Below are 25,059 nucleotides of genomic sequence, written 5' to 3'. Positions count from 1 at the left end.
AAGGGTAACGGCGCGATGGCGCCCGATACCGACATTATTGGGGCGCATCGTGCGCTTTCCAATCGTTAGTTTCTAACGGCGCGATTGACGCAGGGTCGGATGCGGGGCGGAAAGCCGTCGGGCAACATGCGGCCGGCGTGGTGCAGGCGGCGCGGTGCGGCTGGCGAGACGCCGGCGCACGGAACCGCGCGCCGGCTGAACGGGCAGGGGGTCAGGCGGCCGCGGCGGCAGCGCGCTCGGCGGCTTCGATCGTGTTGATCAACAGCATCGTAATGGTCATCGGGCCGACGCCGCCCGGCACCGGTGTGATGTGGCCGGCGACTTCCTTCACGCCCGCGAAGTCGACGTCGCCGCACAGCTTGCCCGCGTCGTCGCGGTTCATGCCGACGTCGATCACCGTCGCGCCGGGCTTCACCATGTCGGCCGTCAGGATGTTGCGCTTGCCGACCGCGGCGACCACGATGTCGGCCTGCCGCGTGTGCGCGGCGAGGTCGCGCGTCTTGCTGTGGCAGATCGTCACGGTCGCGCCGGCTTCGAGCAGCAGCATCGCCATCGGCTTGCCGACGATGTTCGAGCGGCCGATCACGACCGCGTTCGCGCCCTGCAGCGCGATGTCGTGCGCCTCGAACATCTTCATCACGCCGTACGGCGTGCACGGGCGGAACAGCGGCTTGCCGGTCATCAGCGCGCCGGCGTTCGCGACGTGAAAGCCGTCGACGTCCTTTTCCGGCGCGATTGCCTCGATCACCTTGTGGCTGTCGATGTACGCGGGCAGCGGCAGCTGGACGAGGATGCCGTGGATCTTCGGGTCGCGGTTCAGCTCGTCGATGCGCGCGAGCAGGTCGGCTTCCGACAGCGTTGCCGGGTACGCGTCCTTCAGCGAGAAGAAACCGTTGTCCACGCACGCCTTGATCTTGTTGCGCACATAGACTTCGCTCGCCGGGTTCTCGCCGACGAGGATCACCGCGAGGCCGGGCTGGTGGCCGCGTGCGGTCAGGGCGGAGGCGCGTTCGGCGGCCTGCGCGCGCAAGGTCTTCGAAAGGGCGTTGCCGTCGATGAGGAGGGCTGTCATGGTGGTGGGTCCTGCCGGGAAGTTGGAATGCGTGCGTACGGCACCGAAGCGCCGCAGCAAAACACGCAATTATACCGTTCGCCTGCTGCCGTCCGACAGCGAATATGCGGGAAGCGTCATGGCCGCGGCGCTCGCGCGCCGGGAGGAAAGGCCGCCGCCGCGCGAGTGGGCCGCATCGCGCGGGGCGGCTGCGGGCCGGGCGGGCAGTGCCGCCGCGGCCGGCGAACGCTCAGGCCTGTTTCTTCGACAGCGCGAGGCGCAGCAGGTCGGCCACCGTGTTGACGTTGAGCTTTTCCATGATGTTCGCGCGGTGCGCTTCGACCGTCTTGATGCTGATGCCGAGATCGTCGGCGATCTGCTTGTTCAGGCGGCCCGCGATGATCCGTTCGAGCACCTGCTGCTCGCGCGCGGTCAGCTTCGACAGGCGTTCGCTCGCGGCACGCTGTTCCTGGACGCTCTTGCTTTCGCTTCGGGCCTTGTCGAGCATCCGCTCGACGAGCTTGCGCAGCTCGGCTTCGTCGAACGGTTTCTCGATAAAGTCCATCGCACCCTTTTTCATCGTCGAGACGGCCATCGGCACGTCGCCGTGACCGGTGACGAAGATGATCGGCAGCGCGGCGTTGTCGGCGATCAGGCGTTCCTGCAGTTCGAGGCCGCTCATGCCCGACATCCGCACGTCGAGGATCAGGCATGCGATCTGGCCGGCCTGCTGCGCAGGCTGGTATGCATCGAGGAATTGTTCGGCGCTCGAGAAGCATTGCACGCGATAGCCGTTCGCCTCCAGCAGCCAGCGCAGCGAGTCCCGTACGGCCTCGTCGTCGTCGACGACAAAGACGGTTTCCTGAGTGGTGGTGACTGGGCTATTCATAGTTCTCCCGTTACGGTATGTGATGCCGATGCCTCGCGCCCCCCTTGGCCGAGATCAGCGGGTTCCCCAATGGGCAGGCTGCAGTGGAACGTCGCGCCGGAAATGCGGCCATCCGGCTCGACGTTGTTGACCACCCACAGACGCCCCCGATGCGATTCGATGATCGAACGGCAGATGTTCAGCCCCATGCCCATGCCATCGGACTTGGTGCTGTAAAACGGTTCGAACAGGCGTTCGGCGGTCGCTTCGTCGACGCCCGGACCCTGGTCGATCACGCGGATGTCGACGAAACCCGCATCGATGTCGGCGACGACGCGGATCACGCCGTCCGCCGACGCCGGCTTCACGTCGGCCATCGCCTCGGCCGCGTTCTTCATCAGGTTCATCAGCACCTGCTCGATCAGCACGGGGTCGACATAAATAATAGGCATTCTTGCGAGGATTTCCGTGACGATCCGGATCCTGCGCTTCCTGGCCTCGATTTCGGCGAGCCCGACCGCGTCGGCGACGATGTCCGCGACGCGCGCCGGCTGGCGCTTCGGCTCGCTGCGCTTCACGAATTCGCGGATCCGCTTGACGATCATCCCCGCCCGCAGCGCCTGCTGCGCGGTCTTTTCCAGCGCGGGCTGCAGCGTCTCGGGCGTGCCGCGGCCGCTCTTGACGAGCGCGAGCGTGCCCGAGCAGTAGTTGTTGATCGCGGCGAGCGGCTGGTTCAATTCGTGAGCAATCGACGACGCCATTTCACCCATCGTCATCAATCGGCTCGTGAACTGCAGCTTCTCCTCCTGCTGGTGCGCGAGTTCCTGCGCCTTCTTGCGGGTCGTGATGTCGGTCGCGATCTGCATCTGCGCGAGGTGGCCGTCCACCCACTGGATGTACTGGCGGCGCACCTCGAACCATTTCTGGATGCTCTCGACGTACACCTCCTGCGCATCCGCGGTGCTGCTCGTCAGCGCGGCGGCCGGCAGGCCCGCGAACGCGTCGACCATGTCGATCGAGTCGGACGATGCCTGCGCACGGTCGAAGCCGCCGCCCGACAGCTCGAGATGGCCGTCCGGGCGGATGCCGAACAGGTGGCGGTAGTAGCGGTTCGCGAACAGCAGCTCGGCCTCGTCGGCGGCCAGCACCGACACCGCGGCGTCGAGGCTTTCGAGCACCGTCGTGAAGCGCTCGTGCGCGGCTGCGAGTTCCTCGCGCGCGCGCTTCGGTTCGGTGATGTCGGTCATCGACGACATCCAGCCCGTCTGGCGGCCCGAACTGTCGATCAGCGGCGATACGTACAGGCGCGCATGGAACAGCGTGCCGTTCTTGCGCCGCACGCGCAGCTCGAAGCCCGAGCTCGGCGCTTTGCCGCGCAGCGTCATGTCGAGCTGGCGCTGCATTTCCGGGTAAGCGTCGCGCGGCCAGTACGGGAACGGCGCGACCTTGCCGACGAGGTCGGTTTCGTCCCAGCCGGTCATCCGGCAGAACGCGGGGTTCACGTGCGTGATGCGGCCGTGCATGTCGAGCACGCGCATGCCGATCAGCACCGAGTTCTCCATTGCGCGGCGGAAGAACGCCTCCGCGTACAGCGCCTGCTGCGCCTCGAAGCGCTGGCGCGTGTGCTTCCACAGGCTCCAGAGGCTCCACAGCACGAAGCACGACAGCCCCGCGACGAGCCACACGAGCGTGTTGTTGGTCAGGTTCGTGAGCTGCGGGAACGCGTACACGCGCACGGTCAGCCCCTGGCCGGGCGGATCGAGCGGCAGGTCGTAGTGCGAGTCGCGCGGCAGGCGCGGGCGCGTCGACGTGGACGACAGCTCGCGGTTGTTCGAGTCGGTGATCGAGATCTTGTACTTCGACGACAGCTCCTGCGGGATGTCGTGCTTCAGGATGCCTTCGACCGAGAACACCGCGGCGATCGAGCCGAGATATTCGCGGTCGCCGCGCATCACGGGCGTCTGCAGCGTGATGAAGCCGTTACCGAAGTCGTCGTAGATCAGCGGCGAATAGGCCTGGCGGCGCGTGCTGCGCGCTTCGTCATAGGCGCCGCGCACGGCGTCCTGCATCTGCGCGTCGCCGGGCTTCGCGAGTCGCTGGCCGAGCAGCGGCGGATGCACGGCCGGCCAGCGCTGCACGCCGGGCGATGTGTACCAGTTCAGGTAGAGGATTTCCGGATGCGTCTGCATCACGTCCGCGACGGCCATCTGGAACGCGTTCTGGTCGAGGCGGCCCGACGCGAGATCGCGCGACAGCGCCTGGAGCTGTTCCTGCGCGCCCGTCATCGACAGGCGGATCTGCTGCTGCGCCCACGCGACGTTACGGAAGAGGGTGTCTTCCTGCTGCTGCTGTTCGCGGCGATTGAGGCTCCACAGGATGAGGCTCATCACCACGAGGAACACGAGGATCGACAGCAGCGGTGTCAGCAAATAGGAATTGGACCACCACGGTCCGTGGTGCCAACGGGACGGCTGCGACTCCGCCGGCGGGCCCGACGGTCGCGCCGAGCGTGCGAAAAGCCGATCGGTCAACATGGCAGGATTGTAGCGCAGCGCAATACATGGAAAACCCATACCGGATATGTTGAACGGAAACGGATTTATGCCGCCGGGACGGGCCGCAGAGCCCCGACGCATGGGTGCGGCGCAGCAATATTCCGTATTGTGAGAAAAGATCTCACGATTCGAAAATTTTGTTGCGCAGGCCCGCGCACGCTCATTACAATCCGCTGGAGCTTGCCCGCAGCCGGTCGCGTCGCGTCGTCTGCACGAGAGCGATCCTCACATTCCAGGACCCAGGAGACGAGAATGTCCGCTGTACCGAACGAAGTGATGAAATATGTCGCCGCCGAACGTGACGACGACCCGCAAGAAACCGTCGAGTGGCTGGAGTCGCTCGATGGCGTGATCTCCTCCGTGGGCACCGGCCGCGCGCACTACCTGATCGAAAAGCAGATCGAGTTCGCCCGCATGCACGGCGAGCACCTGCCGTTTTCCGCGAATACCCCGTACATCAACACGATTCCGGTCGAAGCCCAGGCGAAGATTCCGGGCGACCAGGACATCGAGCACCGCATCCGTTCGTACACGCGCTGGAACGCGCTGGCGATGGTGCTGCGCGCCGGCAAGGACACGAACGTCGGCGGCCACATCGCATCGTTCGCGTCGGCCGCGACGCTCTATGACGTCGGCTACAACCACTTCTGGCACGCCGCGTCCGACCAGCACGGCGGCGATCTCGTGTTCGTGCAGGGCCACTCGTCGCCGGGCGTGTATTCGCGTGCGTTCCTGCTCGGCCGCCTGAAGGAAGAGCAACTCGACAACTTCCGTCAGGAAGTCGACGGCAACGGCATTTCGTCGTACCCGCACCCGTGGCTGATGCCGGACTTCTGGCAGTTCCCGACCGTGTCGATGGGTCTCGGCCCGATCATGGCGATCTACCAGGCGCGCTTCATGAAGTACCTGCAGGCGCGCGGCATCGCGACGACGGAAGGCCGCAAGGTGTGGGCGTTCCTCGGCGACGGCGAGACGGACGAACCGGAATCGCTCGGCGCGATCGGGATGGCGAGCCGCGAGAAGCTCGACAACCTCGTGTTCGTGATCAACTGCAACCTGCAGCGTCTCGACGGCCCGGTGCGCGGCAACGGCAAGATCATCCAGGAACTCGAATCGGAATTCCGCGGCGCCGGCTGGAACGTGATCAAGGTCATCTGGGGCAGCCGCTGGGATGCGCTGTTCGCACGCGACAAGACGGGCGCGCTGATGCGCCGCATGATGGAAGTCGTCGACGGCGAATACCAGACGTACAAGTCGGAATCGGGCGCATTCGTCCGCGAGCACTTCTTCAACTCGCCTGAACTGAAGGCGCTGGTCGCCGACTGGTCGGACGACGACATCTGGGCGTTGAACCGCGGCGGCCACGATCCGCACAAGATCTATGCGGCGTTCCATGAAGCCAGCAACACGAAGGGCGCGCCGACCGTCATCCTCGCGAAGACCATCAAGGGCTACGGGATGGGAGAGTCGGGCCAGGCGATGAACATCACGCACCAGCAGAAGAAACTGCCGGTCGAGCAACTGAAGAAGTTCCGCGACCAGTTCCGCCTGCCGATCACCGACGAGCAGATCGCCGACGTGCCGTACCTGAAGTTCGAGGAAGGTTCGAAGGAACTCGAATACATGCGCAAGCAGCGCATGGACCTCGGCGGCTACCTGCCGCACCGCCGCGAGAAGGCGACGTCGCTCCCGGTGCCGGCGCTCGACGCGTTCGAGCCGCTGCTGAAGGGCACGGGCGAAGGCCGCGAGATCTCGACGACGATGGCGTTCGTGCGGATCCTGAACATCCTGCTGAAGGACAAGGCGCTCGGCAAGCGCGTCGTGCCGATCGTCCCGGACGAATCGCGTACGTTCGGCATGGAAGGCCTGTTCCGCCAGATCGGCATCTGGAACCAGCAGGGCCAGAAGTACGTGCCGGAAGATTCCGACCAGCTGATGTTCTACAAGGAATCGGAAACCGGCCAGATCCTGCAGGAAGGCATCAACGAAGCGGGCGGCATGTGCGACTGGATCGCGGCGGCGACGTCGTACTCGACGCACGGCGAGATCATGGTGCCGTTCTACATCTTCTACTCGATGTTCGGCTTCCAGCGGATCGGCGACCTCGCATGGGCCGCGGGCGACATGCGCTCGCGCGGCTTCCTGCTGGGCGGTACCGCGGGCCGCACGACGCTGAACGGCGAAGGCCTGCAGCACGAAGACGGCCACTCGCTCCTGTGGGCGGCATCGGTGCCGAACTGCGTGAGCTACGACCCGACCTTCGGCTACGAACTGGCCGTGATCATCCAGGACGGCCTGCGCCGCATGGTGCAGGACCAGGAAGACGTGTACTACTACATCACGGTGATGAACGAGAACTACGAGCACCCGGCGATTCCGCAGGGCGAGCACGTGGCGGCCGACATCATCAAGGGCATGTACGCGTTCAGGAAGGCCGACGCCGACAAGAAGGCGCCGCGCGTCCAGCTGCTCGGCGCGGGCACGATCTTCAACGAAGTGATCGCCGCCGCCGACCTGCTGAAGAACGACTGGGGCGTCGCCGCCGACCTGTGGAGCGTGCCGAGCTTCACCGAGCTCGCGCGCGAAGGCCACCAGGTCGAGCGCTGGAACCTGCTCCATCCGACCGAGGAGCGTCGCCTGTCGCACGTGCAGAAGTGCCTGAAGGACACGCAGGGCCCGGTCATCGCATCGACCGACTACGTCCGCGCGCTGGTCGACCAGATTCGCGGCCAGATCGATCGCCGCTTCGTCGTGCTGGGCACGGACGGCTTCGGCCGCTCGGATACCCGCGAGAAGCTGCGTCACTTCTTCGAGGTCGACCGTCACTGGGTCACCGTCGCCGCGCTCAACGCGCTGGCCGACGAAGGCACGATCGAGCGCAAGGTGGTCGCGGACGCGATCGCCAAGTACAACCTCGATCCGTCCAAGCCCAACCCGATGACCGTTTAACGCACACGCCGTGTGATGTCGCGCGTCGCTTCCGCGAGGAGCGCGCGCGGCCATGGAGACAGATACAGATGAGTCAAGCGATCGAAGTGAAGGTGCCGGATATCGGCGATTACAAGGACGTGCCCGTCATCGAAGTGCTCGTGAAGGCGGGCGACACGGTCGAGCCCGAGCAGTCGCTCGTCACGCTCGAGTCCGACAAGGCGACGATGGACGTCCCGAGCCCCGCGGCGGGCACGGTCAAGGAAGTGAAGGTGAAGGTGGGTGACTCGGTGTCGGAAGGCACGCTGATCATCCTGCTCGAAGGCGGCGCGGCCGCACAGCCGAACGGCGCGGCTGCGCTGGCCGCAGCTCCGGCGGCAGCGCCGGCACCGGCCGCAGCAGCACCGGCTGCCGCACCGGCAGCGGCCGGCGGCACGCTCGAAGTGAAGGTGCCCGACATCGGCGACTACAAGGACGTCCCGGTGATCGAGATCGGCGTGAAGGTCGGCGACACGGTCGAGAAGGAGCAGTCGCTCGTCACGCTCGAATCGGACAAGGCGACGATGGACGTGCCGAGCCCGGCTGCGGGCGTCGTGAAGGACATCAAGGTGAAGGTCGGCGATTCGGTGTCGGAAGGCACGCTGATCGTGCTGCTCGAAGCCGCAGGCGCACCGGCTGCCGCTCCGCAGGCGAGCGCACCGGCTCCGGCCGCTGCTGCATCGGCCCCGGCTCCGGCGCCCGCCGCCGCACCCGCGAAGGCTGCGCCGGCACCGGCACCGGCTGCGGCCGCAGCGCCGTCGGGCGAATACCGCGCCAGCCATGCTTCGCCGTCGGTGCGCAAGTTCGCGCGCGAACTCGGCGTCGAAGTCGCACGCGTGCAAGGTTCGGGGCCGAAGGGCCGCATCACGAAGGACGACGTCACGGGCTTCGTGAAGGGCGTGATGACGGGCCAGCGCGCAGCACCGGGCGCGGCAGCGGCCGCGCCGGCAGGCGGCGGCGAGCTGAACCTGCTGCCCTGGCCGAAGGTCGACTTCTCGAAGTTCGGCCCGTTCGAGGCGAAGCCGCTGTCGCGCATCAAGAAGATCTCGGGCGCGAACCTGCATCGCAACTGGGTGATGATCCCGCACGTCACGAACAACGACGAAGCGGACATCACCGATCTCGAGGCGCTGCGCGTCCAGTTGAACAAGGAGCACGAGAAGGCGGGCGTGAAGTTCACGATGCTCGCGTTCGTGATCAAGGCGGTCGTCGCCGCGCTGAAGAAATTCCCGACCTTCAACGCGAGCCTCGACGGCGACAACCTCGTGTTCAAGCAGTACTTCCACGTTGGTTTCGCCGCCGATACGCCGAACGGCCTCGTCGTGCCGGTGATCCGCGATGCGGACAAGAAGGGTCTCGTCGACATCGCGAAGGAAATGAGCGACCTGTCGAAGGCCGCGCGCGAAGGCAAGCTGAAGCCGGACCAGATGCAGGGCGGCTGCTTCTCGATCTCGTCGCTCGGCGGGATCGGCGGGACGAACTTCACGCCGATCATCAACGCGCCGGAAGTGGCGATCCTCGGGTTGTCGCGCGGGCAGATGAAGCCGGTGTGGGACGGCAAGCAGTTCGTGCCGCGTCTCATGCTGCCGCTGTCGCTGTCGTATGACCATCGCGTGATCGATGGCGCGGAAGCCGCGCGGTTCAATGCGTATCTCGGCGCGTTGCTCGGCGATTTCCGGCGCATCGTTCTTTGATGAGCGGGGAGTTTGCTCGCGGGGGCGTGGGTTTCTTGTCGGTTATCCACGCTTCGTCGTTGAACTGGCTTTCCTGACGGTCTGCTAGCGTCGCCCCTGCGCGGGGCGGCGGTCACTTTTCTTTGTCTTCCAAAGAAAAGTAACCAAAAGAAAGGCGCGTCCTTGGGCGGACAGCAAAGGTGGTTCTGCTCTGGTTCGCGTTCTTTTGTCAGGCCGTAACGGGGTCATCGCGGGTTTCTCCCCCCTCTGTCTGCAGCTAATCAAGAAGGGGACAGTAATGAGTCTCATCGAAGTCAAGGTTCCGGATATCGGCGATTTCAGCGGCGTCGATGTCATCGAAGTCAACGTGAAGCCGGGCGACGTGATCGAAAAAGAGCAGACGCTCATCACGCTCGAATCGGACAAAGCCTCCATGGAAGTGCCCAGCGACGTCGCCGGCACCGTCAAGGAAGTCAAGGTCAAGGCCGGCGAGAAAGTCTCGCAAGGCACGGTCATCGCCATCGTCGAAGCATCGGCAGGCGCCGCCGCACCCGCGAAAGCACCCGAACCGGCCAAGCCCGCAGCGGCTGCTCCGGCACCGGCCGCAGCCGCCCCGGCGCCCGCGCCGCAAGCCGGCAGCTACGCCGGCGCAGTCGACATCGAATGCGACATGCTCGTGCTCGGCGCCGGCCCCGGCGGCTACTCGGCCGCGTTCCGCGCAGCCGATCTGGGCATGAAGACGGTGCTCGTCGAACGCTACCCGACGCTCGGCGGCGTGTGCCTGAACGTGGGCTGCATCCCGTCGAAGGCGCTGCTGCACACGGCGCTCGTCATCGACGAAGCCGCGGCGCTCGCGTCGCACGGGATCACGTTCGGCACGCCGCAGGTCGATCTCGACAAGCTGCGCGACTTCAAGGGCGGCGTCGTCAAGAAGCTGACGACGGGCCTCTCCGGCATGGCGAAGGCGCGCAAGGTCGAAGTCGTCACGGGCGTCGGCGCGTTCGTCGATCCGTATCACATGGAAGTGCAGGGCGAAAACGGCAAGAAGGTCGTCAAGTTCAAGCAGGCGATCATCGCCGCGGGCTCGCAGGCCGTGAAGCTGCCGTTCATGCCGGAAGACCCGCGGGTCGTCGATTCGACGGGCGCGCTCGAACTGCGCCAGCTGCCGAAGCGCATGCTCGTGATCGGCGGCGGCATCATCGGCCTCGAAATGGCGACGGTGTACGCAACGCTCGGTGCCGAAATCGACGTCGTCGAAATGATGGACGGCTTGATGATGGGCGCGGACCGCGATCTCGTGAAGGTCTGGGAAAAGTACAACGCGAAGCGCTTCGGCAACGTGATGCTGAAGACCAAGACGGTCGGCGCGGAAGCGAAGGAAGACGGCATCTACGTGAAGTTCGAGGGCGAGAAGGCGCCGGCGGAAGCGCAGCGCTACGACCTCGTGCTCGTCGCGGTGGGCCGCAGCCCGAACGGCAAGAAGATCGGCGCCGACAAGGCCGGCGTCGCCGTCACGGATCGCGGCTTCATCGACGTCGACAAGCAGATGCGCACGAACGTCCCGCACATCTTCGCGATCGGCGACGTCGTCGGCCAGCCGATGCTCGCGCACAAGGCCGTGCATGAAGGCCACGTCGCAGCGGAAGCCGCGCACGGCGAGAAGGCGTACTTCGACGCACTGCAGATCCCGTCGGTGGCGTACACCGATCCGGAAGTGGCGTGGGCCGGCAAGACGGAAGACCAGTGCAAGGCCGAAGGCATCAAGTACGGCAAGGCCGTGTTCCCGTGGGCCGCTTCGGGCCGTGCGATCGCGAACGGCCGCGACGAAGGTTTCACGAAACTGATCTTCGACGAGGAAACCCATCGCGTGATCGGCGGCGGCATCGTCGGGCTGAACGCGGGCGACCTGATCAGCGAAGTGTGCCTCGCCGTCGAGATGGGCGCGGACGCGGAAGACATCGGCAAGACGATCCATCCGCATCCGACGCTCGGCGAATCGGTCGGCATGGCCGCCGAGCTGTACGAAGGCGTCTGTACGGACCTGCCGCCGCAACGCAAGAAGTAACGCGACCGGCACGGCCGGTCATGCACCGGCCATGAAAAACGCCGCCGCCCGGGCAAGCCGGGCGGCGGCGTTTTTTTTTTGCTCGCGGCTGGCGCGGCGCTCGAACGGCTGCTCGAGCGTAGCGAACGGCGGCCGGTTCGCGCCGTTTCCGGCGCCGGAAACGAAAAAAGCCGCGCTGGGCGCGGCTCTTTCAGGAGCAGCGGACGCTTACGCGGCCGGCTTGCTCGAACGACGCGCAGCGGCGGCGGTGGCAGCCTTCGTTGCGACGGCAGCAGCAGCGTTGAAGTTCGTTTCAGCGATCTCGACGGCTTGCTTCGTTGCCTTCTGAACCGTTTCGTACGTGGTGTTCGCAGCGTTCAGTGCCGACTTCAGCGCGGCGACAGCCGTTTCCGAACCGGCCGGGGCGTTCTTCGCGACGTTGTCGACGAGTGCCTGGACCTTCTTGTTCTGCTCTTCGAATTGCGCTTCGGCAACCTTCGTGAACTCGGCTTGCGTCGACGATGCGATTTCGTACAGGTGACGGCCGTACGACAGCACCTTTTCCGCGACCGGCTGCGACAGGCTCGCTTGCAGCGCGATCAGTTCCTGAGCGTCCTTCACCGACAGCAGACGCTGTGCGTTTTCCTGGCTCTCGACCAGCGTCGACTTCACGACCTGCAGGTTCAGTTCGATCAGCTTTTCGACGCCTTCGAACGCCTTGGTCGTCAGACCGAACAGGCTTTCGAGGTTGGCTTTCTGTGCGGCGGCGATTTGCTCGGGGGTCAGCAAGGACATGTCAAGCTCCTGAAAAGCGATCGCGTCGATCGCAGGGTAAGGGGGCACTACGATGGGGAACCTCGGATGCGCGTGCTTTGTGCAACGCAGCAATGAAACGTATTTTAGGGCAGAGAAACCGGATGTCAAGTATTTTTTGTGCGTTGCACAATCGCGACAAATTATCGATAAAACAACGAGTTATCATGACCGTTCGGAATCGGTTTCACGCTCGATCCCAAATGGTGCGCACGGGCGCGGGGCAAGCGCGGCGCACCATCAGCATGCACAGGTAAACCTGACAGGCTTGTGGAACGTTATCCTTCCGTTCCTGTCGAAAACGCGCCGTTTCGATGCGCGTGCCGTGGCGACGTGCCGTCGCGACGGTCAAGAGGCGCTGCAGGCCCGCCGAGCGCCGGATACGTAGTTTCCCCGCTTTAAATTGTCCCGAAAGTGACGTTATCTCAATTAACCGTGTGTAATCGGGAGACGGGCGCTGTCGGGCAGTGCTTCCCATGATTTTTTTCGATGGGGGCGGGAGGGTCGATTGGTCTGAGGTTGGCCGACCCTTACATTCCGGTTTAACGACGATCGGTAAGTGCCTAATATTGCTCTTTTTTTAAGCTTTAACTACACTTGCGGAAACCTCCCGCCCGCTTTGTCCAGACCCCAATGAAAGCCGAATCGTTTTCACCGCGCAGATTGTTGCAGAGCATGACGCTCGGCGCGGCTGTGTCGGTCGCCGTCGCCTTGCTGGCGACCGCCGCGTCCGTCGCGCCCGCTGACGCCTTTGCCGCCACTGCGAAGACCCAACAAGCCGCCAAGAAAAAGGCCGCCGCTCCTGCTTCGTCCGCGAAGAAGAAGTCGGTCAAGGCAGCATCCAGCCAATCCGCCAAGGTCGCCGCGGCCGATGCGCCGCGCGCGAAAGCGTCGCGCAAGCGCATGACGCTCGCGGCGGGCGTGCACGGCGGCCACCGCGGCGCAGTGCGCCAGGTCGCGTTCCAGCCGCGTCGTCCGACCGTCGGCCAGGCGTTCGGCCTGCACGACACGCCGGACGCGCTCGCGCTGCGCTCGAGCGTCGCGTACGTCGTCGACCAGAATTCCGGCGAGCCGCTGTTCGACAAGAATTCGCACGCCGTCGTGCCGATCGCGTCGATCTCGAAGCTGATGACGGCGATGGTCGTGCTCGACTCGAAGTCGCCGATGACCGACCAGATCGAAGTCACCGACGAAGACCGCGACTACGAGAAGGGCACGGGCTCGCGCCTGTCGGTCGGCTCGGTGCTGTCGCGCGAGGACATGCTGCATATCGCGCTGATGGCGTCGGAAAACCGTGCGGCCGCCGCGCTGTCGCGTTATTACCCGGGCGGCCGTCCGGCGTTCATCGCCGCGATGAACGCGAAGGCGAAGGCGCTCGGCATGGCCGATACGCATTTCGAGAATTCGACCGGCCTGTCGAGCTCGAACGTGTCGAGCGCGCGCGATCTGGTGAAGATGGTCAATGCCGCGTACCAGTACCCGATGATCCGCCAGTTCTCGACCGATCGCAGCTACGAGGTGTACACGGGCAAGCGCAATCTCGCCTACAACAGCACGAACGCGCTGATCCGCGGTAACGGCTCGTGGGACATCGGCCTGCAGAAAACGGGCTTCATCAACGAAGCGGGCGAGTGCCTCGTGATGCAGGCGACGATCCACGGCCGGCCGATGGTGATGGTGCTGCTCGATTCGTTCGGCAAGTATTCGCGCTTCGCCGACGCGGCACGCCTGCGCAACTGGCTCGATGCCGGCGGCGGCGAGCGCCTGACGGCAGCCAACACGCCGAACGGCGGCACCTGATCGTCTGCGGCGGTCTGCCGTCGCGCCGATTGGCTGCAAGAAAAAACCCCGCAATCGCGGGGTTTTTTCGTTCGGGAGAACCGGGGCCGGTGAAGGTGGCTTATGCCTGCCGCTGCAGCCCGTCCGCATCCTTCGTGGGCGCCGGCCGGTAGCCGAGCGATTCCGAGATGGTGAGCGCCGTGCGGCTCAACTGGCCGAGCCACGCGTCCTGCAGGCGATCGGCCGGTGCCGACAGCGACAGGCCCGCGACGAGCTTGCCCGAATCGTCGTAGATGCCTGCCGCGATACAGCGCACGCCGAGTTCCAGCTCCTCGTTGTCGCGTGCGCACGATTGCTGGCGGACGATCGTCAGCTCGCGCTCGAGCTTCGCGATGTCGGTGATGCTGTTCTGCGTATGGCCGGACAGCCCCGTGCGCGTCGCATAGGCGCGCACGCGCGACGTTTCGTCGGCCGCGAGGAACAGCTTGCCGACCGACGTGAGGTGCAGCGGCGCGCGGCCGCCGATCGCGCGGACGACCTGCATCCCCGAACGCTCCGAATATGCGCGCTCGATATAGACGATCTCGTCGCCCTGGCGCACCGACAGGTTCACGGTCTGCCCGGTGAGACGGTGCAGCTCGCGCATCGGCATCAGCGCCGCGTCGCGCACCGACAGGCGTGCCTTCACGAGGTTGCCGAGCTCGAGCAGCCGCATGCCGAGGCGGTACGTGCCGGGATCGGAGCGGTCGACGAGACGGCAGGTCACCATGTCGTTGAGGATGCGGTGTGCGGTCGACGGATGCAGCTCCGTCCGCTGCGCAAGCTCCTTCAGGCTGACGGGGTCGCTGTGCGCGGCGAGCGCGTCCAGCAGCCGCATCATGCGTTCGATCACCTGGATCGACGTTTTTGAATCCGGGGTGGGTTGGCTCATGTCGGGGAGGAATCGGTTGACGCGTCAGGCGGTGTTGCGCCGATTGTATCTCGTATTGTGAAAAAAGCGAACGCCGTTCGAGGAAGTCCTCGCTTCGCGCCGCGAGGGCTTGCGCGCAAGCCCGCGTTGGTCTTGCCGGCCAAACGGCGGATAATGAGAGCCGTTTTCTCGAAGGAGCACGTATGCGAGTCGGTTTGTTCGTGACCTGCCTGGTCGATCTGATGCGCCCCGAAATCGGTTTCTCGGCGCTCAAGCTGATTCGCGACGCCGGCTACGAGGTGATCGTGCCGCCCGCGCAGACTTGCTGCGGCCAGCCGGCCTATAACTCCGGCGAGCGCGCGCTTGCGCGCGATCTTGCGGAAAAGACGCTGCGCGAGTTCGAGCAGTTCGATTACGTGGTCGCGCCGTCGGGTTCGTGCGGCGGGATGATCCGCACGCACTACGGCGACCTGTTCCGCGACGACCCCGAACTGATGGGGCGCTACGCGCGGTTTCAGCAGAAAGTCTACGAACTGACCGATTTCCTGGCGAACGTCGCCAGGGTCTCGCTCGAGCCCGGTGAATTCACCGGGCCCGTTACCTATCACGACTCGTGCTCGGGCCTGCGCGAACTCGGCGTGAAGGCGCAGCCGCGCGCGCTGCTCGCGCAGCGCGGCATCGCGGTCACCGAGATGAAGGATTGCGAGCACTGCTGCGGCTTCGGCGGCACGTTCTCGGTCAAGTACGGCGATATTTCGGCGGCCATCGCGGACGAGAAATGCGCGAACGTGCGTGCGTCGGGCGCGGGCGTCGTCGTGCTCGGCGATCTCGGCTGCATGCTGAACATCGAAGGGCGGTTGCGCCGCACCGGCGACCGCGACACGCGCGTGCTGCACGTCGCGCAGGTGCTGGCGGGCGACGTCTGACGCCCGGTTCCGCTCACTTTTCCCCCGATACCGCGATGCAAGTCCAATCGATGCATTTCAAGGCGCGCGCCGGCCAGAAGCTGGCCGACCAGCGCCTGCAGCAGAACCTGAAGAAGCTGTCGACGAAGTTCGTGTCCGCGCGCGCCGACGCGATGACCGCGATCGACTTCCCGGCCACGCGCGCCGCGCTCAAGGCGCGCCGCAACCGCGCGCTGGAGAACCTCGACGTGTGGCTCGACGCATTCGAGCGCGAGGCGACGCGGCGCGGCACGACGGTACTGTTCGCCGAAACGACCGCGGATGCCGCGCGGCTCGTGGCCGACATCGCGCGCCGGCACGACGTGAAGAAGGTCATCAAGACCAAGTCGATGGTGTCCGAGGAGATGCGTCTGAACGCGGTGCTCGCGGAGATGGGCGTGCAGTCGGTCGAGACGGATCTCGGCGAATACATCCTGCAGATCAACGACAACGAGCCGCCGAGCCACATCATTGCGCCCGTCGTGCACAAGGACAAGGAAGAGATCGCCGACCTGTTCGCGCGCACGCACCACCGCGAGCGGCTCACCGAGATTCCGGACATGACGCGCGAGGCGCGCGAGGTGCTGCGCCCGCATTTCATGTCGGCCGACATGGGCGTGACGGGCGGCAACTTCGTGATAGCCGAGACGGGTTCGGTCGCGATCGTGACGAACGAAGGGAACGAGGGGATGTGCACGGTGATGCCGCGCGTGCATGTCGCGGTGACGGGCATCGAGAAGGTGCTGCCGACGCTCGAGGATCTGGCGACCGCGATGCGCCTGTTGCCGCGCTCCGCGACGGGACAGAAGACGTCGAACTATTTTTCGCTGCTGACCGGGCCGCGTGGGCCGGGCGACGAGGACGGCCCCGAGCACAACTACGTGGTGCTCGTCGACGGCGGCCGCACGGGCCTGATCGGCGGCGAGTTCCAGGAGATGCTGCGCTGCATCCGCTGCGGCGCGTGCATGAACCACTGTCCGGTTTACCAGAAGGTCGGCGGCCATGCGTACGGCTGGGTCTACCCGGGGCCGATGGGGGCGGTGCTGACGCCGAGCTATGTCGGGCTCGAGCGCACGCTCGACCTGCCGCAGGCCGCGACGCTGTGCGGCGAATGCGACAGCGTGTGTCCGGTCGGGATTCCGTTGTCGCACCTGTTGCGCACGCTGCGCGAGAAGCAGGTCGAGCGGCACCTGCGGCCGTGGCGCGAGCGGGCCGCGCTTGCCGCATGGGGCTTCGTCGCGCGGCGGCCGACGCTGTACGCGCTGACGACCAAGCTCGCGGTGCGCGTCCTCGAGCGGCTGGGCGGTAACGGCGGCACGCTGCGGCGCCTGCCGATGATGGGCGGCTGGATGGACACGCGCGACATGCCGACGCCGACCGGGCGCACGTTCCGTGAACTGTACGCGGCATCGCAAAGCCACCTCGGCTGAGCACTGTTCATCCGGCGACAACAGTGCGTTCGCTATTTACATATTTATCTCGATAGATGCGGTCTATAGAATCCTGTCTGTAGTCCCCGGAATCGGGTTTCGGGGAACGAGGTCAAGGAGGTCCGCATCATGAAAAAGACAATATCGATGTACTGGCCGCTGGCAATCGTCGTCCCGCTGGCCGCGGCTGCCTATCTGCATGCGATGGCCGATGCGCCGGCGCGCGGCCCGCTCGCGGTTCACCAGGCGTCTGCCGAACTGGCGCGCGCGGTGTCGTTCGGGCTGGTCGACGACGCGGCGAAGCCGCTGCCGGCGGCATCCGGCGACGTCGTGCTCGCCGCGCCGAAGGCGCTGTAATGCTGGGCGCCGTCGCTTTGCGCGGCGGCGCGACTTCGGGCGCCTTTGTATAATGGCGCGTTCTTGTTCCACGCGGTCCGCCGCGGCTTTTCGATAGTGCGATGACCCGCGTTGCGATCTGTTTCGTCTGTCTCGGCAACATCTGCCGTTCGCCCACCGCGGAGGGTGTGATGCGCCATCAGGTCGACGCTGCCGCACTGGCGGATCGGATCGCGATCGATTCGGCCGGCACCGGCGACTGGCATGTGGGCGAGCCGCCCGATACGCGTGCGCAGGCTGCCGCGCGCAGCCGCGGCTACGACCTGTCGGCGCTGCGCGCGCGGCAGGTGAGTGCGGCGGACTTCGAGCGTTTCGACCTGCTGCTCGCGATGGACGAAGCGAATCTCGCGGAACTGCACCGCCGCTGCCCGCCGCAGCATCGCGGCAAGGTGCGCCTGCTGATGGAATTCGCGCCGGGCGCGACTGAAACTGAAGTGTCGGATCCTTATTTCGGCGGCGCGCAGGGCTTCGAGCAGGTGCTCGATCAGGTCGAACGCGCGTGCGCGGGCCTGCTGGAGACGCTTCGAGCCCGCACGGAGCGCTGATCGCGCGGTATTCAGCGATCTGCGAATACCCTTTCGAAGGCATGGATACTTGACTAAAATCGTCAAATATTTATACTTGACCAAAATCGTCAAGATTGCAGTCCCCTAGACACCATGAGACTCACCACCAAAGGCCGTTTCGCCGTCACGGCGATGATTGACTTGGCACTGCGCCAGGAGCAGGGCCCGGTGACGCTTGCAGGCATCAGCCAGCGCCAGCGGATTTCGCTCTCGTATCTCGAACAGCTGTTCGGCAAGCTGCGCAGGCATGAAATCGTCGAATCCGTGCGCGGCCCGGGCGGCGGCTACAACCTCGCGCGTCGCGCGCAGGATGTCACCGTTGCCGACATCATCATCGCGGTCGATGAACCGCTCGACGCCACGCAGTGCGGCGGCAAGGGCACGTGCGACGGCTCGAAGCAGCCCGACGGCCATTGCATGACGCACGAGCTGTGGTCGACCCTGAACCAGAAGATGGTCGAATACCTCGATTCGGTGTCGCTGCAGGATCTCGTCGATCAGCAGCGCGCACGCGAGGGCGCACCCGCGGTGCTGCGCGACCGGCGCACGCCGGAGCCCGTCGCCGCGCCGGCCGAGCCCGTGCGTACGATGCCGCTCGGCCCCAATTCGGTGTTCAACATCGCGAGTTCGTGAGCGCGAAGGCGCCCGCCATACCCCATAACGCACATAGTCCCTGCACAGAATACCCGGAGCGACAGATGACCCAAGAGACTCTCCACCTGCCCATCTATATGGATTACAGCGCGACGACGCCCGTCGATCCGCGCGTGGTCGACAAGATGGTGCCGTACCTGCGCGAGCAGTTCGGCAACCCGGCGTCGCGCAGCCACGCTTACGGCTGGGACGCGGAGCGTGCAGTCGAGGAAGCGCGCGAGCAGGTGGCGGCACTCGTGAACGCGGATCCGCGCGAGATCATCTGGACGTCCGGCGCGACGGAATCGGACAACCTCGCGATCAAGGGTGCCGCGAATTTCTACAAGGGCAAGGGCAAGCACATCGTCACGGTGAAGACCGAGCACAAGGCCGTGCTCGATACGTGCCGCGAGCTCGAGCGCGACGGTTTCGAAGTCACCTACCTCGACGTGAAGGATGACGGCCTGATCGACCTCGACGTGTTCAAGGCCGCGCTGCGCCCCGACACGATCCTCGTGTCGGTGATGCACGTGAACAACGAGATCGGCGTGATCCAGGACATCGAGACGATCGGTGAAATCTGCCGCGAGAAGGGCATCGTGTTCCACGTCGACGCTGCACAGTCGACCGGCAAGGTCGGGATCGACCTCGCGAAGCTGAAGGTCGACCTGATGTCGTTCTCGGCGCACAAGACCTACGGCCCGAAGGGCATCGGCGCGCTGTACGTGCGCCGCAAGCCGCGCGTGCGCATCGAGGCGCAGATGCACGGCGGCGGCCACGAGCGCGGGATGCGTTCGGGCACGCTGGCGACGCACCAGATCGTCGGCATGGGCGAAGCGTTCCGCATCGCGCGCGAAGAAATGGCGACCGAGAACGAGCGCGTCCGCATGCTGCGCGACAAGCTGCTGCGCGGCCTGTCGCAAATCGAGGAAACGTACGTGAACGGCGACATGGACCACCGTGTCCCGCACAACCTCAACATCAGTTTCAACTTCGTCGAAGGCGAGTCGCTGATCATGGCGATCAAGGACGTCGCGGTGTCGTCGGGCTCCGCATGTACGTCGGCGTCGCTGGAGCCGTCGTACGTGCTGCGTGCGCTCGGCCGTAACGACGAGCTCGCACACAGCTCGATCCGCTTCACGGTCGGCCGCTTCACGACGGAGCAGGAAGTCGACTTCGTGGTCAACCTGCTGAACAGCAAGATCGCGAAGCTGCGCGAACTGTCGCCGCTCTGGGAAATGCACCAGGAAGGCATCGATCTGTCGACGATCGAATGGGCCGCACACTGAACACCGCATTGAATGCACCCGCGGGCGGATTGGCGCACGCAGCGTAACGAGTCAAGGAGTCTGAGTCATGTCTTACAGCAACAAGGTTCTGGATCACTACGAAAACCCGCGCAACGTCGGTTCGTTCGCGAAGGACGACGACACGGTCGGCACGGGCATGGTCGGCGCGCCGGCCTGCGGCGACGTGATGAAGCTGCAGATCCGCGTCGGCGCGGACGGCGTGATCGAAGACGCGAAGTTCAAGACCTACGGTTGCGGTTCGGCGATCGCGTCGAGTTCGCTCGTGACCGAATGGGTGAAGGGCAAGACGCTCGACGAGGCGCTGTCGATCAAGAATACGCAGATCGCCGAAGAGCTCGCGCTGCCGCCGGTGAAGATTCACTGCTCGATCCTCGCGGAAGACGCGATCAAGGCAGCCGTGGCCGACTACAAGAAGCGCCACGACACGAAGGAAGGCGATCAGGCGGCGGCCTGAGCGGCATCGAGCGGCTCCAGAAGGAACGCGGCGGGCCCCGGCGTGCCGCGGCAAGGACATCATGGCAATTACACTGACCGAAAAAGCAGCACAGCACGTGCAGAAATACCTCGTCCGTCGCGGCAAGGGTGTGGGCCTGCGGCTTGGCGTTCGCACGACCGGGTGCTCGGGGCTCGCGTACAAGCTCGAGTATGTCGACGACCTGGCTCCCGAGGATCAGGTGTTCGAGAGCCATGGCGTGAAGGTCGTCGTCGATCCGAAGAGCCTCGCGTACATCGACGGCACCGAACTCGACTTTGCCCGCGAAGGCCTGAACGAAGGGTTCAAGTTCAACAACCCGAACGTGAAGGACGAGTGCGGCTGCGGCGAATCGTTCCGCGTGTGACGCGGATCTCCGCGCGATGCGGGCAAGAGGCGGCACGGGCCGCCTTTTTAATGTGCGGCGTTTGCCGCGCGACGAACCGGAATTGAACGCGACGATGGTCTCGCTGAAAGACAGCCACTTCGACCTGTTTCACCTGCCGGCGCAATTCGCGCTCGACGAGGCGGCGCTCGATGCCGCCTACCGGACGGTGCAGACGCAGGTGCATCCGGACCGCTTCGCGGCGGCCGGCGACGCGCAGAAGCGCATCGCGATGCAATGGGCAACCCGCGCGAACGAGGCGTACCGCACGCTGCGCGATCCGCTGAAACGCGCGTCCTATCTGCTGTCGCTGCGCGGCGTCGACATCGGCGCTGAAAACAACACCGCGATGGAGCCTGCGTTCCTGATGCAGCAGATGGAGTGGCGCGAGGGCATCAAGGATGCCGCGGCCGCCCGCAACGTCGCCGCACTCGACACGCTGCTCGCCGAGTTGCGCGACGAGAAGCGCGTGCGCGTCGAGCGCCTCGGCACGCTGCTCGACAGCGGCGCCGATCAGGCGGCCGCCGAGGCCGTGCGCCAGTTGATGTTCATCGAACGCGTCGCGTCGGAAGTGGGCGCACAGATCGAGCGCCTCGAAACTTAACCGCGTGCCTTGCGGCACGCGCAGCAAACGGGCCGCGCGCCCGAACGAACCAAGATGGCTTTACTGCAAATTTCCGAACCGGGCATGGCGCCGGCGCCGCACCAGCGGCGACTCGCCGTCGGGATCGATCTCGGCACGACGAACTCGCTCGTCGCGGCCGTGCGCAACAGCGTGGCCGAAGTACTGCCGGACGAAGAGGGCCGCGTGCTGCTGCCTTCGGTGGTCCGTTACCTCGAGAAGGGCGGCCGCCGCATCGGCCACGAAGCGAAAGAGCAGGCTGCGACCGATCCGCGCAACACGATCGTGTCGGTCAAGCGCTTCATGGGTCGCGGCAAGGCCGAGGTCGAAGGCGCGGCGAACGCGCCGTACGAATTCGTCGACGCGCCGGGCATGGTGCAGATCCGTACCGTCGACGGCGTGAAGAGCCCGGTCGAAGTGTCGGCGGAGATTCTCGCGACGCTGCGCTATCGCGCCGAAGATTCGCTCGGCGACGATCTGGTCGGCGCGGTGATCACGGTGCCCGCGTATTTCGACGAAGCGCAGCGCCAGGCGACCAAGGATGCCGCGCGTCTCGCGGGCCTCAACGTGCTGCGCCTGCTGAACGAACCGACTGCTGCGGCGATTGCCTACGGCCTCGACAACGCGGCTGAAGGCCTCTATGCGGTGTACGACCTCGGCGGCGGCACGTTCGACCTGTCGATCCTGAAGCTGACGAAGGGCGTGTTCGAAGTGCTGGCCGCGGGCGGCGATTCCGCACTCGGCGGCGACGACTTCGATCACGCGCTGTTCGGTCAGGTGCTCGCGCAGGCCGACATCGACGCAAAGACGCTCGCTCCCGAGGACGTGCGCCTGCTGCTCGACCGTGTGCGCGTGCTGAAGGAGGCACTGTCGTCCGCGCCGGAGGCATCGCTCGACGTGACGCTGTCGGGCGGCGCGCACGTCGTGCAGACGATCTCGCACGACACGTTCGCATCGCTCGTCGAGCCGCTCGTGCAGCGCACGCTCACACCGACCCGCAAGGCGCTGCGCGACGCGCAGGTGACGCCGGCCGACATCAAGGGCGTCGTGCTCGTCGGCGGCGCGACGCGCATGCCGGTAATCCGTGACGCGGTCGCGAAGTATTTCGGCCAGCCGCCGCTCGTGAACCTCGATCCGGACCAGGTCGTCGCGCTCGGTGCTGCGATCCAGGCCGACCTGCTCGCGGGCAATCGCGGCACCGGTGACGACTGGCTGCTGCTCGACGTGATTCCGCTGTCGCTCGGCGTCGAGACGATGGGCGGCCTCGTCGAGAAGATCATTCCGCGCAACTCGACGATTCCGATCGCACGCGCACAGGAATTCACGACTTTCAAGGACGGCCAGACCGCGATGGCGATCCACGTCGTGCAGGGCGAGCGCGAGCTCGTCGCCGACTGCCGGTCGCTCGCGCGCTTCGAGCTGCGCGGCATTCCGCCGATGACGGCCGGCGCCGCGCGGATTCGCGTGACCTATCAGGTCGACGCGGACGGCCTGCTGTCGGTGTTCGCACGCGAACAGCTGTCGGGCGTCGAGGCATCGGTGGTCGTGAAGCCGTCGTACGGCCTCGCCGACGACGACATCGCGAAGATGCTCGAGGACAGCTTCAAGACCGCCGAAATCGACATGCGTGCACGCGCGCTGCGCGAAGCGCAGGTCGAGGCCGAGCGGATGCTCGAGGCGACGCAGGCCGCGCTGGCGACCGACGGCGAACTGCTCGATGCGGACGAGCGCACGCAGATCGACGCGCTCGCCGCGGCGCTGCGCGCGGTTGCGCAAGGCGACGATACGAATGCGATCGAAGCGGCGACCAAGACGCTGGCCGACGGCACCGACGAATTCGCGGCGCGCCGGATGGACAAGAGCATCAAGCGCGCACTGTCGGGCCGCCGGCTCGACGAGATCTGAATTCACGAACTGCGCATCGGCCGGCGACGGCCCGCGCGATAATGAACCGTGCGGCGCCTGTCGCCGCACCCTGACTGATGGAACGGACATGCCTCAACTGGTGGTGCTGCCTCACGTCGAACTGTGCCCGGACGGCGCAGTGATCGACGCGACGCCCGGCAAGAGTATCTGCGACAACCTGCTCGACCACGGAATCGAGATCGAGCATGCATGCGAGAAGTCGTGCGCGTGTACGACGTGCCATGTGGTGATCCGCGAGGGCTTCAACGATCTGGCGCCGTCCGAGGAGGACGAGGACGACCTGCTGGACAAGGCGTGGGGCCTCGAGCCGACGTCGCGCCTGTCGTGCCAGGCGATCGTGACGGAAGATTCGGACCTGGTGGTCGAGATTCCGAAGTACTCGATCAACCACGCGAAGGAAAATCACTGACAACCCGGAGGCAGGCGATGAAATGGACCGATTCGCGCGAAATAGCCATTGCACTGGCGGACAAGCACCCGGACATCGACCCGCAGCGGATCAACTTCGTCGACCTGCGCCAGTGGGTGCTTGAACTCGACGGCTTCGACGACGATCCGAAGCATTCCGGCGAGAAGATCCTCGAAGCGATCCAGGCACACTGGATCGACGAATCGGACTTCGACGACGAAGACTGAGCACGGCGTGCGCCGCAATGACGCACAAGGCCGGCAATGAAAAAACGGCTCGTGAGCAATCGCTCGCGAGCCGTTTTCGTTTTCAGGTCGCTTGCCCGGGCACGACGCGCGGGCAGCGGCCGCTTACGCGCCGACCAGCGTGCCGTTCTCGATCCGCACGCGCTGGCCCTGGCCGAACGGCGGCGGGTTGTGGTACGTGAACGTGCGCGTCGCGCCGCTTTCCATCTGCACTTGCACCTGATAGTCGGTTTCCGCGCGTACCTGCTTCTCGACCTGGTTGCCGGCGAGACCGCCGCCCAGCGCACCGATGATCGTCATCGCGGTGCGGCCGTTACCGTTGCCGAACTGGTTGCCGAGCAGGCCGCCGGCCGCTGCACCGCCAACGGCGCCGATCCCCGAGCTCTGGCCCGGCGTGCGCGTCTGCGTGATCGCGACGACCGTGCCGCAGCTCTGGCAGTAGGCAGCCTGGGCGGGCGCGGACGGCTGCTGCTGCGCGTATTGCGGCGGCTGCGGTGCCTGCGTATGACGGCGGTGAGTCGCCGCCGGGCGCGCGGGCTTCGGTTCGGCCTGCGCGATCGCCTTCTGCTGCGCGGCGGCTTGTTCGGCCGCCTGCTGCCGGGCTTGCGCGGCCAGCGCGGCGCTGGCGGCCGCAGCCGTATCGACGGCCGGCTGCGACGCGATCAGCGCGGCCTGGGTCTGGCCGTTCTGTTCGTTGCTGCTACTGGCCTTCGGGAATACGCCCGTAATCGCTGCCGTTGCCGCAAGGCTGGCGACGATAACGGCGCCGGCTGCAGTGGCGATCAGCGGATGGAGGCGTTGCTTTTGCGGCGTGGTCTGATTCTGGTTGTCCATTTTTTTCTCCGATGTCGATCCGGATCGGTACGTTGTCGCCAGGCCGGATCCCACGCTTCGGGGTCAAGCAGACTCGGCGTTCCGGCGCCTTGTTCTGGTCCCGTGCTCATGCGTGGTGACGCAAAAGGAGTGTCGTCGACCGGCGACGGGCGCGCCGTATCAAGGTGTAACGAATTGCAGCGGGGCGTGGGCGATCGTTACCGGGAAAACCCGGGGCAGGCCGTCGC

At 65.6% G+C, this 25,059-nt stretch carries 22 protein-coding genes; 16 read left to right on the top strand and 6 right to left on the bottom strand.

All coding sequences use genetic code 11. The features are described from left to right. Positions 1-211: 211 nt before the first annotated feature. The 3 genes from folD to fixL form a co-directional block, all read right to left on the bottom strand. On the bottom strand, positions 212-1,072 hold the full coding sequence (gene folD, locus FPJ27_RS30045; protein ID WP_204423778.1) for a bifunctional methylenetetrahydrofolate dehydrogenase/methenyltetrahydrofolate cyclohydrolase FolD: 861 nt from the start codon (positions 1,070-1,072) through the stop codon (positions 212-214). A gap of 229 nt (positions 1,073-1,301) precedes the next feature. Further along, entirely contained in the window at positions 1,302-1,940 is a 639-nt protein-coding gene (fixJ, locus tag FPJ27_RS30040; protein WP_006493245.1) for an oxygen response regulator transcription factor FixJ, read from the bottom strand. Continuing rightward, positions 1,937-4,453, bottom strand: a complete 2,517-nt coding sequence (gene fixL, locus FPJ27_RS30035; RefSeq protein ID WP_034183547.1) for an oxygen sensor histidine kinase FixL — start codon at positions 4,451-4,453, stop codon at positions 1,937-1,939. The genes fixJ and fixL overlap by 4 nt, the downstream gene beginning before the upstream one ends. Before the next feature lie 273 nt (positions 4,454-4,726). On the opposite strand from fixL, the gene aceE reads away from it, so the two are divergent. The 3 genes from aceE (at position 4,727) to lpdA (ending at position 11,179) form a co-directional block, all read left to right on the top strand. Beyond that, positions 4,727-7,423 (top strand): pyruvate dehydrogenase (acetyl-transferring), homodimeric type, encoded by a 2,697-nt coding sequence (gene aceE / locus FPJ27_RS30030; RefSeq protein ID WP_034183548.1) that lies wholly within the window; start codon positions 4,727-4,729, stop codon positions 7,421-7,423. A gap of 68 nt (positions 7,424-7,491) precedes the next feature. After that, entirely contained in the window at positions 7,492-9,135 is a 1,644-nt protein-coding gene (gene aceF / locus FPJ27_RS30025) for a dihydrolipoyllysine-residue acetyltransferase (RefSeq protein ID WP_204423776.1), read from the top strand. A 277-nt stretch (positions 9,136-9,412) separates the two neighbouring features. Then, on the top strand, positions 9,413-11,179 hold the full coding sequence (gene lpdA, locus FPJ27_RS30020; protein WP_204423774.1) for a dihydrolipoyl dehydrogenase: 1,767 nt from the start codon (positions 9,413-9,415) through the stop codon (positions 11,177-11,179). A 207-nt stretch (positions 11,180-11,386) separates the two neighbouring features. Here the strand turns inward: lpdA and FPJ27_RS30015 are convergent, their stop codons facing one another. Beyond that, positions 11,387-11,953, bottom strand: coding sequence for a phasin family protein (locus FPJ27_RS30015; RefSeq protein ID WP_034183551.1), 567 nt, complete (start codon positions 11,951-11,953; stop codon positions 11,387-11,389). A gap of 651 nt (positions 11,954-12,604) precedes the next feature. Here FPJ27_RS30015 and pbpG point away from each other — a divergent pair. Next, positions 12,605-13,771, top strand: a complete 1,167-nt coding sequence (pbpG, locus tag FPJ27_RS30010; RefSeq protein ID WP_204423772.1) for a D-alanyl-D-alanine endopeptidase — start codon at positions 12,605-12,607, stop codon at positions 13,769-13,771. Between the two features lie 100 nt (positions 13,772-13,871). Here the strand turns inward: pbpG and FPJ27_RS30005 are convergent, their stop codons facing one another. Beyond that, complete coding sequence (locus tag FPJ27_RS30005) at positions 13,872-14,681, bottom strand: IclR family transcriptional regulator (RefSeq protein WP_027786965.1); 810 nt, start codon at positions 14,679-14,681, stop codon at positions 13,872-13,874. 182 nt (positions 14,682-14,863) lie between these two features. On the opposite strand from FPJ27_RS30005, the gene FPJ27_RS30000 reads away from it, so the two are divergent. The 12 genes from FPJ27_RS30000 to iscX all read left to right on the top strand — a co-directional run bounded on the left by FPJ27_RS30000 (position 14,864) and on the right by iscX (position 23,980). Further along, on the top strand, positions 14,864-15,586 hold the full coding sequence (locus tag FPJ27_RS30000) for a (Fe-S)-binding protein (RefSeq protein ID WP_204423770.1): 723 nt from the start codon (positions 14,864-14,866) through the stop codon (positions 15,584-15,586). A 35-nt stretch (positions 15,587-15,621) separates the two neighbouring features. Continuing rightward, positions 15,622-17,034: a lactate utilization protein B gene (locus tag FPJ27_RS29995; RefSeq protein ID WP_072436997.1), complete on the top strand. Its 1,413-nt coding sequence runs from the start codon at positions 15,622-15,624 to the stop codon at positions 17,032-17,034. Positions 17,035-17,163: 129 nt separating this feature from the next. After that, on the top strand, positions 17,164-17,391 hold the full coding sequence (locus FPJ27_RS29990; RefSeq protein WP_034183556.1) for a hypothetical protein: 228 nt from the start codon (positions 17,164-17,166) through the stop codon (positions 17,389-17,391). A 101-nt stretch (positions 17,392-17,492) separates the two neighbouring features. Next, positions 17,493-17,975: a low molecular weight protein-tyrosine-phosphatase gene (locus FPJ27_RS29985; protein ID WP_072436998.1), complete on the top strand. Its 483-nt coding sequence runs from the start codon at positions 17,493-17,495 to the stop codon at positions 17,973-17,975. A gap of 114 nt (positions 17,976-18,089) precedes the next feature. Continuing rightward, positions 18,090-18,629 (top strand): Fe-S cluster assembly transcriptional regulator IscR, encoded by a 540-nt coding sequence (gene iscR, locus FPJ27_RS29980; protein WP_009691731.1) that lies wholly within the window; start codon positions 18,090-18,092, stop codon positions 18,627-18,629. Between the two features lie 65 nt (positions 18,630-18,694). Next, positions 18,695-19,918, top strand: a complete 1,224-nt coding sequence (locus tag FPJ27_RS29975) for an IscS subfamily cysteine desulfurase (RefSeq protein WP_204423768.1) — start codon at positions 18,695-18,697, stop codon at positions 19,916-19,918. A 67-nt stretch (positions 19,919-19,985) separates the two neighbouring features. Beyond that, positions 19,986-20,393, top strand: a complete 408-nt coding sequence (iscU, locus tag FPJ27_RS29970; protein WP_006481982.1) for a Fe-S cluster assembly scaffold IscU — start codon at positions 19,986-19,988, stop codon at positions 20,391-20,393. Positions 20,394-20,454: 61 nt separating this feature from the next. Next, on the top strand, positions 20,455-20,778 hold the full coding sequence (iscA, locus tag FPJ27_RS29965; protein WP_011549461.1) for an iron-sulfur cluster assembly protein IscA: 324 nt from the start codon (positions 20,455-20,457) through the stop codon (positions 20,776-20,778). Between the two features lie 94 nt (positions 20,779-20,872). Further along, positions 20,873-21,400, top strand: a complete 528-nt coding sequence (hscB, locus tag FPJ27_RS29960) for a Fe-S protein assembly co-chaperone HscB (RefSeq protein ID WP_204426374.1) — start codon at positions 20,873-20,875, stop codon at positions 21,398-21,400. Positions 21,401-21,454: 54 nt separating this feature from the next. Beyond that, positions 21,455-23,323: a Fe-S protein assembly chaperone HscA gene (gene hscA, locus FPJ27_RS29955; RefSeq protein WP_204423766.1), complete on the top strand. Its 1,869-nt coding sequence runs from the start codon at positions 21,455-21,457 to the stop codon at positions 23,321-23,323. Between the two features lie 88 nt (positions 23,324-23,411). Then, entirely contained in the window at positions 23,412-23,753 is a 342-nt protein-coding gene (gene fdx / locus FPJ27_RS29950; RefSeq protein ID WP_034188939.1) for an ISC system 2Fe-2S type ferredoxin, read from the top strand. Positions 23,754-23,770: 17 nt separating this feature from the next. Then, positions 23,771-23,980, top strand: a complete 210-nt coding sequence (gene iscX / locus FPJ27_RS29945; RefSeq protein ID WP_021157676.1) for a Fe-S cluster assembly protein IscX — start codon at positions 23,771-23,773, stop codon at positions 23,978-23,980. A gap of 123 nt (positions 23,981-24,103) precedes the next feature. Here iscX and FPJ27_RS29940 read toward each other — a convergent pair whose 3' ends face one another. Further along, positions 24,104-24,832 carry a glycine zipper 2TM domain-containing protein gene (locus FPJ27_RS29940; RefSeq protein ID WP_204423764.1) on the bottom strand — a complete coding sequence of 243 codons (729 nt, stop codon included), beginning with the start codon at positions 24,830-24,832 and terminating at the stop codon, positions 24,104-24,106. Between the last annotated feature and the right edge of the window lie 227 nt (positions 24,833-25,059).

The sequence above is a fragment of the Burkholderia sp. MS455 genome, assembly GCF_016899445.1.
Lineage (GTDB): Bacteria > Pseudomonadota > Gammaproteobacteria > Burkholderiales > Burkholderiaceae > Burkholderia > Burkholderia pyrrocinia_C.
Note: the sequence above shows the minus strand (reverse complement) of the source record. Positions and strands in the feature narration are given on the sequence as shown.